Genomic DNA, 17,020 nt, shown 5'->3' with positions numbered 1-17,020 from the left:
TTACAAACTCAGGGAGAAGCGCAGACTGAGTAGGTGGCACTGTTCCTTGGCAAGCCCATACAATTCACCCCAATCCACATCATGAACAGGACGAGCCGACAGCTCATCATTCCATAATGCGGACTTCAATAACAGGAACAAATTCTTTTGCTCCATAGTCCAAGTAAAATCCAATTAAAAAAATATTGATGGGTTAGCAAGAGGAGAAAAAACATTCTTGCTAACCTATGTTAAGTATCTTAAATCGTAATATTCAGTTCTCGCAAAACCGTATTCAAGTCACAAAATCTCACCCCCAATGCATTACAAGCATCTGGAATTTTCACTCTGCGTCTGCATTGTGGATCTGCAGTTTCATTCGTTACGAGCGTATATCCCTTTGCAGCTGCTGTAGCCACAAGATAAGCATCTGCCACTGTTGCAAATTCAGAAACAGCCTCTGGTCTGTAAACTGCATTAGATTGAGCCCAATTCATAACATCTCCATACTTGACCATTACATCAAGCTTGTTCTCGATATAAAATCCAGCAGGAACATTGTCCTTCATCCAGACGGTCAATTCATCACCACCTTTATCTATCTCTCCTTTCACTTGAATGTTAGAAAACACGTTGCCAGAATTTATCATTCCAGCAATCTTAGTCCAAAAAGTGGGCCACAAGTCCATAGGCATCTCATGCTTTGAACGAATGAATATGTTGGTATCAAAAATATATGCCATAGACCTTAGATATTATGGGTCATAAAATGCTGGTAGGTATTACCAGACAGACCAGTTAGACGATAAGCCTCCGTATATTCCAACTGACGGCTGTTTACGGCATTGCGCACATGGATAGCAAATAGTTTTCCTACTCTTTTTACACTGGTAAGATAGAAATCTCCGCCACCACTTTTTTTCTTCTCGGCTATAGGACGATGGCTGTATTCCATCCAGAAATTCCGAAAAGCCTGATCGCTCAATAGTCCTAAGTCATGGGCTCTACGAGCTACAACTATTTCACTCACCTTAAACTGACGAGATTGCTTCTTGATGTCATGATTCCAGGTTTCACGCAACACATGGGCAGGAACAAGAAATTCTGCTGCCATCGCATCGCAATATCTCTCATAGGTATCATGGGCACCCAAGTCCTCACCAGCATGACCAGCACTTACACCTAACATGATATGTGCCACCTCATGAATCAAGGTAAACAATTGGGCAGACTTGCTGTCGGCACTGTTCACAAAAACATACGGTGCAACACGATCAACTAATGCAAAGCCACGACATTCGCTAACCTTCAATGTACGTTGCGTATTATTCCCAACGACACCATTATAGGCAACGAACACGCCAACCTGCTCCAATCGCTCTGTCAGAAGCCCCACCGCCACATCTGTTTTGGCAAGACAGAACGCCCATCGAGGTTCCAAGGCCAATTCATTTCTGAGAAGATTGACAGCTTCACCTATTGGAGTTTGCAGCGTAATACTGTTCACCAATTGGCATATCTCAATGTCATTCTCTACAAGATAATCTGCCAGCCAATCCTGTCGAGTACGAATCGTTGTGACTGTATCGTAAACATTGAGATCAAAGCGATTCATTTTTCCTGCTTCACCACGGAACATCGGGAAAGGAATCGTTTCTTCTAGTCTATTCTGCAAAAACAGATATCCAAAAGGAATATAGAATCTCTTGGCAAATTGTTGCAGTTGGTTTACAGTAGGCAGTTTCTCTCCAGAGAGCCAAGACGCCAACTTAGGGAAAACTTTCACAGCCCTCTCTTCATTGAAGCCAGCTCTTTCAAATGCCCAAACAAGCATTTCTGGTCGTATGTTATTTAATCTCGTTACTGCCATTTCTTCTCATTTTTTAAGAATGCAAAAATACGATTTTTTTTGTAAAGTACGCTACTTTATTACAATATTTAACCTATTAGTCGCAAACTTGACATTCCCAGATACATGTCTAGGAATATGCCTCTCTATTCTAACTATTAGTAAGCGGTCACTTTAGGTACGTTAAGCCATAAAATGAATGCTTTTTTATTATCTTTTAAGAAAAAATCATTTGATTTTATGCCCAAGCAGTAACAGTAGCCAGCTGCCATCTATGAGCGAGTAAGTCTACCAATTTGTCCTTTGCCGTTTTCTTGATCCTGCGGAACACATCACAAACTCACAGGCGTGGCACTCGGCTTGCGATAAGAATCATTACGCAAACAATGAAGCATCTTGGTATAGTTTACTTTGTGTTCTTTACAGACCCCATGAAGGTTCTTGCTCTTGTACTCGGTTCGAAACTTACGAACCATTGAGGCATAGTACTTGCCTACTTCGTTTATATTCATTTAGTCCCAAATTTAAAATTCGGGGCAAAGGTATATATTTTTATTAACGTACGCAAGACGACCTAAAGTGACTGCTTACGATTATAAAGCTTACCCTTATAGTTTGCTACAGGTGAATTGGTATAATGATTGAACTCAACGATAGAATTCACAAAGTCCCACACCTTTTTGTTAGAGGTATGGAAGATATGTGCACCATACTTATGCACGTTGATTCCCTCGATATTCTCACAGTAGATGTTACCACCTAAATGAGAACGCTTGTCAATCACCAAGCACTTCTTACCTTGTTTTTTAGCAAGATAAGCAAAGGTTGCTCCAAACAAGCCAGAGCCTACTATTAAATAATCATATTGTTTCATATTCTTATCCTATGTTCTATAAAAAATTAGTTTAATTTTAGTTCAAATAACTCCATTCCTCTTAGTCTGTTTTCAACAGACAGAGCATTTTCATTGTCATATGGACTTACTGGCATAGTACATTTAAACTTTCCTGCTAGTTCAAGCGATTGGCCTTTAGCTTTATCTGCTTTAGGAACCTTCAGCACAAAGTTTCGTTGCTTACCATTACGATAATCAGGATTCTCCATTCGAGTAGAGGTATATGATACGCCCATCAAATTTGAGCACTCACTGACAACTTGGAAAAACAATTGTGGAATGACATATTCTGGCTTGAACGGTTTACTTTCTTCTTTTACTTTCAAACCACATGCAAAAATCAATGGATAAAACAATACTAGGCTATATCGTTCCCAAAAGAGCAACTCTCTGCTTGGTAGTGACAAATCTATACATTGCAAAATTTCATTGCTTCTGAAAAGCATCACAGAATATTGTTTATCAACAATTCGGCTCTCCGCCAATGCAGTTTCAATACTACCAGCCAAATATAAAGAAGGATATCCTAGGATGCTATACCGATAACTACCACAACTGTTTCTTAACTCAAAAGGAGTATGAAACAATTCTTTCTGCGCACTTAGATTTCGTTCACTACGCACACGATAAAGAGGCCCTAGGTATTGGATTTGAGGAAGAATCATCAATAAATGAAAATTCTTACTAACAAAGGTATTCTCCAATATCCTATAAGCCATATTTGGAGACCCATCAAAATATGCACTTAGCGATTTTGTAATTGAATCCATGAGCATTTTACATTCTTCAACCAAATCAAAATCGACCAATGGCCCACCTTTATGTTTTATGTATGCTCTCATACTAATGTTGACAAACTCCCAGGTATTAGAATCTATATTTTCTAAACACTGGAGATATCGTTGAAAAAAGTCTTTATAGAAATCAATTAAGCTACCAGTATAATTAACATACTCATCAAACGGAGGAGCTAAATTTGCTATTGATTCACCAGCTAACGCATTAGCAAAAGAATCAAAAGGCTGTCCTTTAATCCTAAGCCATTCGTCCAATTCCTCTTTGCTCATTTGGCGTAAAAATTGTTCAAATTCAGTATCTGTCATAATCTAGTCTCCTATTTTTAGTTTATATAACTGCCGCCAAAGTTACGCTTTTTTATTGAAACCACCAAGAAAAAAGCCGAAAATCTGCAATTATCAGCAAATTACGCAATGCGCCAGCCGACAAACACTCGCAAAGCGCCAGCCCATCCCCATGCGGTCCCAACCCGCATAACATGGCGAAGACCTTTGATGGTCCGCCAACCTTAGAGCGTAGCGGTTTTGAGCACCCAGTAGGGCGGTTACATCCTCTCGTCCCTGAGGGTTTCTGTCCCCTAGAAGGGGAATCGAAGGGGTCGTAAAGACTATTGAAGAGAGGCATGGTGAGAAAGGTGGAGCCTTCTTTAATGGTAAAGAAGGACGGGATGATTTTAGTTCCCCTATTCTTTCACCATGTTCCAGAGGAATAAGGTATTACCAATGATATATCTTCTCCACATACGCTTAGGCTCCTTGATCAAGCGATAGAGCCATTCCAGGCCATGCTCCTGCCACCAGATAGGGGCACGCTCCACGGTACCAGCGAAGAAGTCGAAGACAGCACCGATGGTACCTACGTGACAATGGATGTTCAACTCATCCCAATGAGAGTACGTCCATTTCTCCTGCTTAGGCGCCGTCATGCCAATCCAAAGCAAATCAGGGTTGGCTGCATTAATGGCATCAATGATAGCCTTGTTGTCCTCATCCGAGAACTCAGGCTTAAAAGGAGGCGAATAAGTCACCACCTTCAGGTGAGGATAATCCACGGCAGCACGCTTCACAATCAGGTCGAGCACCTTCTGCGAACTACCCATGAACATCACCGTACCGCCCTTTTTCTCCAGCTTGTTCATTTCGAAGAAAAACAAGTCCCAGCCAGCTATTCTTTCTTTAGGCTGACTCTTAGCCTTAATCCACTTGCACGCTTTCACAATACTCACTCCATCCGGAATCAACACATCACCATTTGTCAGAGCATCAGCAAAGAGCTGATCCTTCTTTGCGGTGTTAAAAGAATGCGCATTTATTGTGTTAATGAGCAATTTGCCCTCTGGTAATGAGGCTAATCCCGCCTTACTACCCAAAATTGTTAATGTTTTTAGTCGAAACATAACTGTATTTCAAATTATTTTGTTATCTTCGCAGCCATAAACAGCGGGTTCCATCAGAATCCCATCATTTCATGAACAAGAAACAATGATTATGACATACGATATTAATACTATATATACGAAGTATAAGCAGCTTACGAAAAAGCAATGTCAGCAACTCCTTGCGGCTCTTCAGTCGCAAAGCATCAACATTGTGAAAATCGAAGCCTACGAATATTCAGATGCCCCAGGCATCAAACATCTGTTTTTCTATTTTGCAGAGGATAGCAAGAAAGCTATTCCCTACTTCATGCTAGATAGTGAAGTTTGGGAGAAGATACTGTTGTGCATCATGCAAATATGAATATCAACCATTTGCCGTCTTGATTTTCCACATAATACATTCTTTCACAATATCAGCCAAATCTGCACTTCTAAAGTTACATTGCATTATCAGTCCATCACCATACCCTTTATTCATTAAAGGTATAGAAATTCCTGTATAATTATTCTCAGAAAGCATTGTGCCTAAATGAACAAATTGAGAACGATTTTTATAAAAATCAGTTATCATTTTCCTCATTGCCTTGCTTTGTGATACTTCATAAACCAAGTTTTCCACTCGTTTAGCTATAGAATACCTTAGTTGACCACAACATTCACATTTAGACGGTTCAATATCTTTTAAGGTAACAACCTCCAGTGCTGACATATAGCAAAGAATTGCTTGTTCATTATAGGCTTCCAACGAAGAAATCGTCATTTTCGATAACTCATCATATTTCAAGCCTTGCCCAAACAAGAATACAGCCTTATCTATATCAGATAAATTATCTTCATAAGAATAAGGTTTTCCTATAAATTCATCTAAATACTTTTGGATACTATCAGAAACTTTCAATTTATATTTTCTTTGTCTTCCGAACTGCCAACGAACACTATCAGAATATACCTGGAAAGCACACCCTTCGATAGATATGTATTTCAACTGGTCGAATGACAGCCAAGCACAGATATTTTTCAACAATGAAGATGATAGAGTCTTGGCATCAACCAAATCATATCCATAAACATTAAGCATCAGTCGATTGTCATCTAGTGAAAGATAGTTAGCATCTGACTTCTCAAAGCAAATAGCACTATCCAATGACAAAGTGAGATAAAACACTTCTAATTTATCTATGTTTTTGCGAGCATGGGTAATACATCCTTTTAATCTCCTTTGCAATTGCGCATCAGATATCGAATCATCAACAGAAATACTAATAGCCGATAAACAACCTTTAATTTTGTAACTTAAGGAAATATCAAGTACATGTTCCAAGCCTATGTCACAATGTCCTAGATAAATCTTATTTTCAATACGTAGTGGCAAAAGATTCCATGCCGCTTTACCAAACTCCTTACGCAATGCAGCCCAAAAGCATCTCAAGAAATCATTTGATTCTTTATTGCTGTCATATCCCAAAGAATAATCTATAGTCATAATATAAAGAAATATAATAAGTCGTTACAAAACTCCACCCTCTTTCAGTTGCCTGATGGTATCTTGTTTCAACTTGGTTAAAGATTTTTTGTGAACATCCTTCTCTTCTAAGGACAGATGCCCAGACATATAAGCCAACACATCCTTTTTGGTTGCAGGAATTCCCCAGCATGCAGCATTCATTTCTACAATTGACGGATTCATTTTATAGGCATCAGTATAAAGAGCAGATACTTCATCTTTATACCCAGCATACAAGTTATTGATATGGAACATTTCTTCATGCGCCGTACTCTCCTTGGTTACATTTGCCTCTTTCCCTCTGAACTGAATATCCTCACATTCAGGATAAGGACCATCCAAATTCTTGACTTTTGGCACGAAACGAAAAGGACTCAAATCCTTATGTTGTTCACTATTCACATAAAGACCAAAATCACAGTTTTTTGTCTTTTTATGATCATTACATACGCCACACGATGGCTGCAAGTTATAAAAGCATGTACCAAGAAATGGGTATAAGCTTTGAGGCAGGTAATGATCCATCTGATAAAACACCTCTCCATTCTTCGACATCGTAGGAATTGCATTACAATATACACATGTTTTCAATCCCATCTGTTGATGAATCTTTCCCAGTATTACCCTGGCTTTGGTATATTGAAGACAATCGATGATTCGCTCATAAAGTTTTCCAGTAAAAACTTTCGTCTCCGTCTTCCGATATGCCACCTTGGTCTTCAACATATCAGGCTCACGTTTCAGCACCTCGTTATACTTATCTATATATTGTTTCCATTCTATAGGCTCCAATGTCAAGACCTTAGGATAGTCAGCTATCAATAAATCGATGTAATCCGTTATAGCACTTTTATCATTCCAATTATTGTTATCAGCAACGAATGTCCCAAGTTCCGCCAATTTTTCCTCCACGTCAGCACATGTAGCCATAACTCGATGGCTATAATCAAGAGCATAGTCTCTTACCGCATCATCTATCTCAATCTTTACCATTTCTCTTCCTCCTATCCTCATATAGTTGTTGCAGCTGCATCTTCAAGAAAGGATCGCCTATCAATTCCATCAGCAAATGATATTCCGCTTCACTATCATCCAGAAAATAACCGCCAGGAAGCAAACGCTCTATTATGTGTTTAATTTTCTTTCTGGCATATTCCCCCACAAAACCCTGTTTGAGAAAGAAACTCTGATAGAGAATGTCGCAGATATTGGCAGCAAAAGGATTCTTGATGCCTTCAGGCATTACCATCTTTCCATCCTCCAGATAAAGGATATTACTCTGAGGAATATCAGATAATATGAATGGAGAGTGAGTAGCTATCAGGATATTGAAGGATGCATTTCTGTTCATGAACAATCGCTTGATATAGCCCAGAAATTCATTAACAAATCGCCTTTGGAACTCAGGGTGAAAACAAATCTCCACCTCATCAAGTATCAGGTTGATGTTTCTATATCTTACCCGATGCGATTCCTGTATGCTCAATAGGTTCAACACGTGATAGATATATGTGCTGAAAGTATAGAGGTATTGCCTCTCACCAGCACTCATCTGCTCAATCGGAATAGGAGTATCATTCACTCGTTCACCATTTTCAAACCTATTCATTAAGATTTCTATTTGGAAGAACGAAGGAGGCAAATATTCCTGGATATCTCTCATACTCCTCAAATCTTTACCCTCATCAACACACAGAAAATATTCTCGGTGAGAAATTTTACGGGTCAAGAATTTCTGAGAATCGATAGTCCCCTTCTTCAATGCATTCAAGAAATGTATGGTCTGTCTTATCTTAAGTGAGATATGCGACTTGTCCCTCTTGATGGTCTTCACCAACTTGTATATCAATTCCATCGTTTCTGGTTCTACTTCTTGGGTAAATTTATCTAGCTCACCCAAGCCAGAAAACTCCTCATAGGCTGGATAACTGTTGGCAATCGCAAAGGTCTTGTAGATAAGATACATGGCGGCTGTTCTTTGCAGGGTATCATCGAAAATCAAGCCATCCATAACTCCATAACATTTTAATATCTCTGTACCGATGTCGTTATGTTCAAGTGGCGAGAACTTATAGCCATCAAACACTTTAAACTCCATCTGATATTTCTCCACGTACTTCTTTTGAAGAGAACTTGCATCAAAAGTATAGAGAATATCATCCAGAGAATAATCCTCCATGAAAGGCCTATCATGTACCTGTGCATATATCAAGATGGCAGATAGTCTGTAAAGAGTAAGATGATGCTCCTTGTTCAGGTCAAAGATACCTTCGTCACGATAAGGATTCAATACGATAGGAGTCATATATCCATCATTCTTATGAAACAAGCTATCCATCCAAACATGACCTTCTGCCTGAGTTTCAGCCATGGTATCATCCAGACCATCTTTCAGAATCAAGCAACGTTCCCTTTTATAATCATTGGCGTTAAAAGCCTGCAAACTATAATTGGTAACTATCGTATAGAAGAAGTTTTCCTTAGCCCATTTCACGAAATCAGCCATGAATACCTTCTCTGAACTTACCATCCCGTCCTTGACAGCAGTCAAGGTAACAGAAGTCTCTTTGCCCATTTGGAATTCAACCTTATCTCCCAGGCAAGAGATTCTGGCAAGCTGTCCGTTAACTACATAATAGAGTTCGGCATACAAGTCCTTGACATAATAGAGGTCATCTGCCGTTCTACGACGTTTTCCCCTATTCAACAAGCAACTCAGGTTGTTGATTACTCTATAGATGATTTCGAACAAGGAAGACTTACCGCTACCATTCACCCCCACGATAGCCTCTACATTGATGCGACTACCATAGAATCCTAGCAATGGATTTTCCTCTCTGAGCTCAACCTTGTTGCGATAAATCTCGCAGCGCCCATTGAGCTTGTAGAACTCATCACGCAGTCCCTTTTTCAAATTAGGAGAACAATCTGGGAAGATATGAATCACAGAAAGCGAGAATTCCTTTGGGGTTGCTTTATCTTTTGCCCCTTTTAAAAAGATGTCCACATGGTTAATATTCATAATCTCTATGGTAAACAACCAATACAACATCCCCACTATATATCAGTGAGTTAAACGTATCAGTTTTTGAATAAATTTATTCTACAATAATTTAATATCGCAAAATTCAGGTAGGATTAAACGGACATATGCACCTTTTCTTTAAAAATAGCAAACATTATTACCCCTCCTGATAAATATGATTCAACTGGCTGATATATTGCAGAGTGGAGAACTTACTAAAGATCGTATTCCGTGCATTGACACTTAGCCTATTTAATAAGTTTCTATCTGAATTTATTTTTCTGATAGCCTCTACAATACAATCAGTGTCCTTAACTTTGATAAATAATCCATTATTACCATCAACAACAACTTCCGGAATAGAACCTACAGGTGTTATCACAGGCACAATGCCATAACTCATACATTCAAGTAGAGACATAGGTAATCCTTCAAAATAAGTAGGCATTACTAAAACATCAAGGCTTCGCAAAAAATCGCACTTACTTTTTCCGGAAACTAAACCTACATAAGAAAAATTATCACCTAAAGATTGTTTAAATCTAGGCAAAAACTCTCCTTCTGTTTGTTCTTTTCCTGCAAGAATTAACTTAAACGGGATTCCTGCTTCTTTTAATTTCATGCAACCAACCAACAGTTCCGTCATTCCCTTATTAGGCTCTATGCGACCAAGATAACCTAAGTTCAATGCCTTTTCTGATTTTAAGTTTTGCTCTTTGGCATAAAGCTCAGCATCTTTTAAGTCTACACAGTTAGGAAGACTATAAACATTTTTAGTATGAAAACGTTCTTTCAAAATTTTCACCTCACTATCACTCAAGACAATAAAAGGAATATTCCATGAAAACACCTTCGATAAAATACCCTTTAAAATAGCAGGAATCTTAGGAGAAGTCAAGAACAATCCTCCATGAATATGGACTACCATCTTATGTTTTTTATGCAAAGCATAATACATAAATGGTACATCACGTATGATTGATTTTGTATCAAGTGGAAAATTATAGTGTATAAGCGCATCAGAATTTGTATCAATAAATTTTGTCCATTTAAAAAATGAACCAATTAATTTTGTAATTCGATGCCAACCACCTTTTTCTTTATCTTTTTTTCCTAATTCGAAATGAAGATATTTACAATTAGGATTATTATCTATTATAAACCTAACAACACTTGAAACACCACTCACATTTTCTTCTGGATTAAGAGAAGGTGATGTAATAATAACTTTTTGCATACCTTTAAATTATCATCAACAAACTAAACTATTTTCGGGTATTACATAGTCTTTGTTCATACACAATTATTTCGCTTGTGTTATTCCTTATGTTCTGTATTTAAGCAGGTCTAGGCCGTCTGATAATCAGATTAAAAGAACATAGTCTGTAATTCCTAACGAATACAGTTCACTATAATTAGTTACTTTTATTTTAGCAGATGTATTTTATTATTAATATCATCCACCTTTTTTATACTTCCGCTTATTAATAGACCTAGAATAATCCACATCATCACACCTCGATTTGAAACATAAGTAGAATCAGCTATAGCATCGCCTAAAAGGACGATAGCCACAAATAAACCTATTTTGTATCGTTCTAATGAATCAGCAGAAAATTCAAGAAATCTCTTTCGCCAAAATGATATGAATATGAGAAGACCAACTATACCAAACTGAGCAATAGAAGGATAGAATGTATCCGAAACAAAAGATGCGCCGCCCTCTTCTAATCCCCAAATGCCCCAAAGACCATATTTCCCATACAATGAAGAATAATAGACTCTAGACGCTTCTGTAGCAAATGTACCAAAACCTGATCCAAAAGGGAAATAATCAAGAAAAATGAGAAATCCAGTTTTGTACATCATTGGACGAGCCAAGCTTTCATCACTAATACCAGTAACATAATATTGGTCAAACTTAACCCAAGCTACAAATATTGCTCCGACAAGTAATACCAAACAAATAAAAAAAGACTTTATTGAATACAACTTCATCTTCTCTTTGACAAAAAACAAAATAAGTAGGATTACAAATGCCTCTGCAAACATTTTACTTTTTCCACCAAGAAGACCAACACCTAACATCACTGCAAAAATAACTTTATCATTATTTTTTTTACGAGACATAGAATAGAATAACATCCCGCAACTTAATGATGTAGTAGCAAATTCTTGTCCCCGCATATCAAATAAATACGTAGACTCAATCTTTGCGCCTGTTAATAAGAATGATAATACTAAAAATAGAGTAGAGAAAATTGCTACTTTTTTAAGAATCTTACATTGACGCAAACTAAAGTATGGTTTTATTTTCCAAATACAATAAAAAATAATATAAGGTTTAACCTGTTGCTGTAAATCATATAAAACAACATTAAGTCCTATACCTCTCCAAATTATTGAATATAAAAAATAAAAAAGAACTACACATAGAAATATAGAAAATTCTTTAGAAAAACATAATTTATTACTCCTTTGGAGCAAAGTGTATAATAATAACAGCAGAGTGCAAATTTCATCATAATATTGAAGTCTTAGAAAACCTAAGTCCAAATAATAAAGAATACACCCAAACGGAATATACAAAAGTATAAACCAATAAATAAAGCTACTTCTCATTTTTAATTAATCTTACGATTTCTTTATACTGCTCTATCCATTGTTTATCAAGCTCTTTACTATCAAACAAAATTTCATTCATAAAATTAGTAAAATACAACATAGATGCAGATCCATTATGAATGACCGTTACGTGATTAGAGCGTTCTAACAATTCACTAAAAATAAATTCAACCATCATGTTCCCCGGAATAATTATCCAATTATCAGGAAATTTATAACTAATATTTTTTATATGCGGATGAGGTTTTATATAAATGTAGTCATAATTATTCGAATGCTCATTGATATACGCAATAATATCATTATTAATACTCCATTCTGTAACATAAAATAAAATTTTCTTCCCTGAAGGAAACTCTAAATTGTTTTGATAATCAAACAATTTATAAAATGTTTTTTTATTTTTAGTTACAAAATCTGGTAAAGAAAGTAAAAATGGATAAGCTTTGCAAGAAGGAGACAATAATTTATTAAAGGCATAAGGACTATATACAAATATTTTTTTCGTAAACTTCGAACTTCCCAATGTTGTCCCAACACCTAATAATGTTCTTATCAAAGAATGCTTATTTTCTGCACTACCGCCATATGTCACACAACCTTCTTCAACAAGAATAACTGAAATGCGTTTAACAAAATGGAGTAATCCCATAAATAAGGAGCAATCTACCTGTGTATAAATTGTACTAACTTTATGAGATAATAAATGAAAATAGGCTTGATGCTCATTTTCTACATAATAAATTTTATCCCAGACATTATCAAATCGTCTAATATTCTCACAGAAATTCTCTGATCTATTAAAATTTCCAACTACGATTAATCTTTTATTGGGAATTTTATCAAAACCAGGTATATTACGAATATTTAGATAACGAATTGGCTTACTAACCATGAAATAATTTATTTCCATCGTCTAATTATTTTGTTAAATGTGGAACGATAAGGATAAATTTCTACTGATAAGAAACTAACCATAATAACAAACTTTAGTATCATAATCCATATAGAATTGAATTGATACACATTAAATAAAAAGAAATATCCTGCAACAAACACTCCCCATACAATAAACGGCATAAGGAAAGAAGTGCATCTTGGAGCATACTCTTTGATCACCCACCTATTTATTGACCAGGACGTGACAAGCATAACGAAATATGATATGGCAAAAGCAAATACAACGCCCCATGCCCCATATTTATAAATGCTTAAATAACAAATAGCCATATTAGCAACGCCACCTGACACGACGCTTAGCGCATTCCATATAACACGTTTGGCAAACCCCGTATTCCTCATATAGACATAGGACCATTGATAAAAGACATAGCCAATTACCAATACAGGAATATATTTAACCGAAGAGAAATATTCTTCTTTACCCAAGATGAAGGCTAATTCCTTTCCGAATAAAATCAAAGCTAATCCTAAACTCAAAGTCACAGCCCATATCAGCTTATAGTCGTTGTCTACACTTTTATAATCGCCATCAGTCATATATTGAAAGTAATAAGGATTCCATGCAGAATGAACAATACCTATAAATACCAACATAATCAAAGCGATATTTGTTGCAAAACTATATTGACCAGCCAGTCCGAATCCTCCATATTGACTAATCACAATTCGCCCCAATTGTGCGATAATGATACCACTTAATGTATATGGGAGGTAAGGCAGGCTATATGATAACAAATATTTAACATGTTCCTTCTTAACATGAAAGATACAATAAGGTTTTATCTGTCTGATCAAATATTGCCACAAGACAACCATTGCTGCAATTGTACCGATTACTTGTCCGTAATATTTATCCTTAGGGAGTAACAATATTGCTACTACAGAAAGAATAAAAGCCAAGTAGGTTTGAACGGATGATACAATCGCGATTTTCTTGCTTTCCAACAGAACACTATATATTTGGGTGAAGACTGAGTTACTCACATTATAGATTGCCACAGGCAGAAGGGCCAGAGTCAACACATAACTAAAAGACAACTCTTTTGACAACCAAGGCAATAACAGTATACCTACTAATGACATACCCGCCATCACTGAAGACATGATAACAATTGTAGTACCTACAAATTTCTTAAAGTCATCATCACTCTTTCTGTCGTAATAATAACGACTAATACCAACTTCTGTATTGAGTGTCAAAAGAACGGATGCAATACCAACTGTTGCAAGAAACACTTGAACCACACCAAATTCTTCAACACTCAATATACGAGTATATACAGGTATAGATATAAATGCCAGTGCCTTGGTAGCTACTTGCGCAAACAAATAGTTTAATGAATGCTTTAGTAAAGCTTTATAATTAGACATGACTATTAGTATTATTGTTTAATGACATATCGCCCACATCACAAAAAAGCTTAAATAAAGAAGCATAAACCTTATTCATACCTTCTTCCTTACAATGATAACCATCAGAGAGATAATACTCATCTAAGGGATCATGTAAAGGATCAATCAGTTTGATTTTATCTTCAAATGACATTTGTAACTTTGAAAAAATGGAATTATATTTTTCTATGTTAGCATTAAAAAATGGACTTTTCTCCATAGCTCTACCAGATACATGTGGTATTTGTATGATAAAAATATAATCTACACCAATTTCAAAAAAAGAATTTACCAATGAAAATAAACCTTTCTCAAAAAAATGAGGCTTTGTATATACAGTATTAGCTGATCTTTTAAAAGCTTTTTTAAGAAAAAGCCAAAATAAAGATTCAATCCCCATTTTATTGAGCAACTTTAAAATCACTTTCCAACCAATAGCATTATCATTAATATATCGTGGCGCACAATCACAAATTCCAATTTCGAGAATCACAATATTAGGGGCATAAACTTTATAATCTGAATCAAATTTCCGTAATGCCATATTTATCAATTGTCCTCTCTGAAATTTATCTATAAAATCAAAATCCGGAAAAGCTTTCTTTAATTTATAAAACCACGTTGCTTCATAGGGGACTCCATCACGAGGTAACCCTAAAGAATCTCCTATACACAAGACTTTCTTCATATCTATGCCATTATCTTCTTATAAACCTTCTCTACATGCTCTTTCTGCTCTTCAACAGAACATAGTCGAGAATTATCACCTTCCAAAAACGCCTTTGTCTCAAGATAAAAACCAGGCTTAAACTCTACATCAAGATGATCATCAATCTCCATAGGATTAATAGCTACACTACCTATTTCTTGAATCTGAAGTTTTTCCATAGGGCGCAAATACAGACGATGTTTTGATGTAAGAACTTCTACACCCCAACGACCAGGAGCAGCCCAGTTAGCAGCATAGTTGAACAACGCACCTTTATCAGTTATACCTGAACCTGCAAAAACTGCAGGCTTATGCCAGGTCAGTTCACCGGCAGTTACACAATTCATTTGAGTAGGGGTTCCACCTAAGAAAAATGCCAAGTCTACAACATGTGAGGAATTTGCATAGAACCAGTTGGAAAGATCTTCAGCCGAATGGCCACTTTTCTCTATTACGTGTCCCCATTCTGTAAACTCAAAATTAAAAGATTTTACGCCACCATCTTCTGCTATAATCTCTTGTGCTTTCAATACTGATGCAAAATAACGTCTATTATATGCATAGAAGACATTTGCTTCCTTTTGCTTAGCCATTACAACAACGTCATTCAATTCACCTGGATACAAGAAACCAGGCTTTTCACAAAATACGTTTTTTACACCATATTTCAAAAGTTCCTTTGTATTTGAGGCCAGCTCACAAAGAGGAGTTGCAATAATCGCATAGTCGGCAACAGTAGGCGACGAACTTAGAAATTTTGTCAAGCCACCAGTAATAACAGTTTCTCCAACATGTTCCTTAAAGACAGAGGCACTCTTCTCTCCTCTACCAATAACAATAAAATCTTTGCCTAAAGCTTTTAATACTTTAGCATATTCTTCAGCGATGCCACCAGCACCAATTAACCAAATCTTTTTCATAATAAAACTTCTTAAATAATTATGTTATAGGACAAGCATCAGATGTCCAACCCTTAATTTTATTTATAAATGGAGCTATAGTACTCAAATATGTCTTATGATAATATGAAGATTCGGCATAAGTAGCCAATCGACAAGTACCTTTTTCCAGTAATTCATCTACAAGAATACCAGAAAGACCACTTTGATAATGTACTTTCACATCATGTTCTTCCCCATTAATGAAAACCTTGCCAGTTCCTTCATAATATAATATCGTATTGCTACCATTTTTAATTACTACTTTAGCATCTTCAACGGCTTTCATTGTGGATAGTAGACGAAGTTCACTTCCGTTATCTGTAGTAAACACCTCTTCTCCATGAAGTTCTACATATCCAACACGTTTACTATCAACAACTTCAGGTTCAACTCTATCAAGATTAACCGCAAAAGACTTACTTCCAGACAACAACATAAATATGTCTATATAATGTACTGTATTACAGCAAAGCCCCCAATCGGTATTCTCATAATCAAAGAAAACAGGTTTGTTTGAATCTATATTCTGAGAAATAAGAGAATAGCCATCCCACATTCTGCGAGGACAATTCACCCATGTTTTTACTCCTTTCTCATCGATGAGTTGCTTAATTTCCTCATATTCAGACATTCTAGTGAAAAGAAATTTCTCTAACACCATGTATTTAACTTTTTTGGAAGCTAAAACCTGCTTAACAATGATTGCACGAGGTTTAGAACTAGAAGCTACTATTAGGACATCAATATTATTAGGAACATCTTCGAGCGAATCAACGAAATGGGCAGTTTTATTCTCTGACTCTACTTGATTATAGCGCTCCTCTGCCACTTTTAAAGATTCTCTACTGAGATCATACACCCAAATATCTAACTCATTTTTGGAGGTTTTTACTCCCTGTAAATGACGAGAACCTAATTGCCCCGCACCTGCTATTAAAATCGTTTTCATTATCTAAAAATTA

Annotated in this window: 17 protein-coding genes and 1 pseudogene; 1 reads left to right on the top strand and 17 read right to left on the bottom strand. The window is 36.3% G+C overall.

Annotated elements, in window-relative coordinates:
• The 7 genes and pseudogenes from ACTQ16_RS00475 to ACTQ16_RS00445 all read right to left on the bottom strand — a co-directional run bounded on the left by ACTQ16_RS00475 (position 1) and on the right by ACTQ16_RS00445 (position 4,917).
• Positions 1-156 carry a hypothetical protein gene (locus ACTQ16_RS00475; RefSeq protein ID WP_441935555.1) on the bottom strand — a complete coding sequence of 52 codons (156 nt, stop codon included), beginning with the start codon at positions 154-156 and terminating at the stop codon, positions 1-3.
• A gap of 83 nt (positions 157-239) precedes the next feature.
• Complete coding sequence (locus ACTQ16_RS00470) at positions 240-722, bottom strand: DUF4411 family protein (protein WP_441935553.1); 483 nt, start codon at positions 720-722, stop codon at positions 240-242.
• Between the two features lie 5 nt (positions 723-727).
• A complete protein-coding gene (locus tag ACTQ16_RS00465) occupies positions 728-1,849 on the bottom strand; it encodes an ImmA/IrrE family metallo-endopeptidase (RefSeq protein WP_441935551.1) in 1,122 nt (373 codons plus the stop codon).
• Positions 1,850-2,160: 311 nt separating this feature from the next.
• Positions 2,161-2,340, bottom strand: a complete 180-nt coding sequence (locus ACTQ16_RS00460) for a hypothetical protein (RefSeq protein ID WP_441935549.1) — start codon at positions 2,338-2,340, stop codon at positions 2,161-2,163.
• An 80-nt stretch (positions 2,341-2,420) separates the two neighbouring features.
• Positions 2,421-2,702, bottom strand: a pseudogene (locus ACTQ16_RS00455) (NAD(P)-binding protein); the annotation flags it as partial.
• 26 nt (positions 2,703-2,728) lie between these two features.
• Positions 2,729-3,826 (bottom strand): hypothetical protein, encoded by a 1,098-nt coding sequence (locus ACTQ16_RS00450; protein ID WP_441935547.1) that lies wholly within the window; start codon positions 3,824-3,826, stop codon positions 2,729-2,731.
• A 377-nt stretch (positions 3,827-4,203) separates the two neighbouring features.
• The gene (locus ACTQ16_RS00445; RefSeq protein ID WP_441935545.1) at positions 4,204-4,917 is read right to left on the bottom strand and encodes a WecB/TagA/CpsF family glycosyltransferase; all 714 of its coding nucleotides are present in this window, start codon (positions 4,915-4,917) and stop codon (positions 4,204-4,206) included.
• A 91-nt stretch (positions 4,918-5,008) separates the two neighbouring features.
• On the opposite strand from ACTQ16_RS00445, the gene ACTQ16_RS00440 reads away from it, so the two are divergent.
• A complete protein-coding gene (locus tag ACTQ16_RS00440) occupies positions 5,009-5,260 on the top strand; it encodes a hypothetical protein (protein ID WP_441935543.1) in 252 nt (83 codons plus the stop codon).
• A 3-nt stretch (positions 5,261-5,263) separates the two neighbouring features.
• On the opposite strand, the gene ACTQ16_RS00435 is transcribed toward ACTQ16_RS00440, so the two are convergent.
• From ACTQ16_RS00435 to ACTQ16_RS00390, 10 genes are all read right to left on the bottom strand, one after another.
• Positions 5,264-6,382 (bottom strand): hypothetical protein, encoded by a 1,119-nt coding sequence (locus tag ACTQ16_RS00435; protein ID WP_441935541.1) that lies wholly within the window; start codon positions 6,380-6,382, stop codon positions 5,264-5,266.
• A gap of 24 nt (positions 6,383-6,406) precedes the next feature.
• Entirely contained in the window at positions 6,407-7,396 is a 990-nt protein-coding gene (locus ACTQ16_RS00430; RefSeq protein ID WP_441935539.1) for an HNH endonuclease, read from the bottom strand.
• Positions 7,383-9,425, bottom strand: coding sequence for an AAA family ATPase (locus ACTQ16_RS00425; RefSeq protein WP_441935537.1), 2,043 nt, complete (start codon positions 9,423-9,425; stop codon positions 7,383-7,385). The genes ACTQ16_RS00430 and ACTQ16_RS00425 overlap by 14 nt, the downstream gene beginning before the upstream one ends.
• A 160-nt stretch (positions 9,426-9,585) precedes the next feature.
• Complete coding sequence (locus ACTQ16_RS00420) at positions 9,586-10,665, bottom strand: glycosyltransferase family 4 protein (RefSeq protein WP_441935535.1); 1,080 nt, start codon at positions 10,663-10,665, stop codon at positions 9,586-9,588.
• 188 nt (positions 10,666-10,853) lie between these two features.
• Positions 10,854-12,050 carry a hypothetical protein gene (locus ACTQ16_RS00415; RefSeq protein WP_441935533.1) on the bottom strand — a complete coding sequence of 399 codons (1,197 nt, stop codon included), beginning with the start codon at positions 12,048-12,050 and terminating at the stop codon, positions 10,854-10,856.
• The gene (locus ACTQ16_RS00410; RefSeq protein WP_441935531.1) at positions 12,040-12,966 is read right to left on the bottom strand and encodes a hypothetical protein; all 927 of its coding nucleotides are present in this window, start codon (positions 12,964-12,966) and stop codon (positions 12,040-12,042) included. The genes ACTQ16_RS00415 and ACTQ16_RS00410 overlap by 11 nt, the downstream gene beginning before the upstream one ends.
• Positions 12,957-14,387, bottom strand: a complete 1,431-nt coding sequence (locus ACTQ16_RS00405) for a lipopolysaccharide biosynthesis protein (RefSeq protein ID WP_441935529.1) — start codon at positions 14,385-14,387, stop codon at positions 12,957-12,959. The genes ACTQ16_RS00410 and ACTQ16_RS00405 overlap by 10 nt, the downstream gene beginning before the upstream one ends.
• Positions 14,380-15,096, bottom strand: coding sequence for a hypothetical protein (locus ACTQ16_RS00400; protein WP_441935527.1), 717 nt, complete (start codon positions 15,094-15,096; stop codon positions 14,380-14,382). Before ACTQ16_RS00400 ends, ACTQ16_RS00405 begins: the two co-directional genes overlap by 8 nt.
• 2 nt (positions 15,097-15,098) lie before the next feature.
• Positions 15,099-16,037, bottom strand: a complete 939-nt coding sequence (locus tag ACTQ16_RS00395; protein ID WP_441935525.1) for a Gfo/Idh/MocA family protein — start codon at positions 16,035-16,037, stop codon at positions 15,099-15,101.
• 19 nt (positions 16,038-16,056) lie between these two features.
• Positions 16,057-17,007, bottom strand: coding sequence for a Gfo/Idh/MocA family oxidoreductase (locus ACTQ16_RS00390; RefSeq protein WP_441935523.1), 951 nt, complete (start codon positions 17,005-17,007; stop codon positions 16,057-16,059).
• Positions 17,008-17,020 lie beyond the last annotated feature (13 nt).

This window comes from Prevotella sp. LCP21S3_D2 (genome assembly GCF_052118345.1).
Classification (GTDB): domain Bacteria; phylum Bacteroidota; class Bacteroidia; order Bacteroidales; family Bacteroidaceae; genus Prevotella.
The sequence above is the reverse complement of the archived record's forward strand: the minus strand, read 5'-3'. Positions and strand labels throughout refer to the sequence as shown.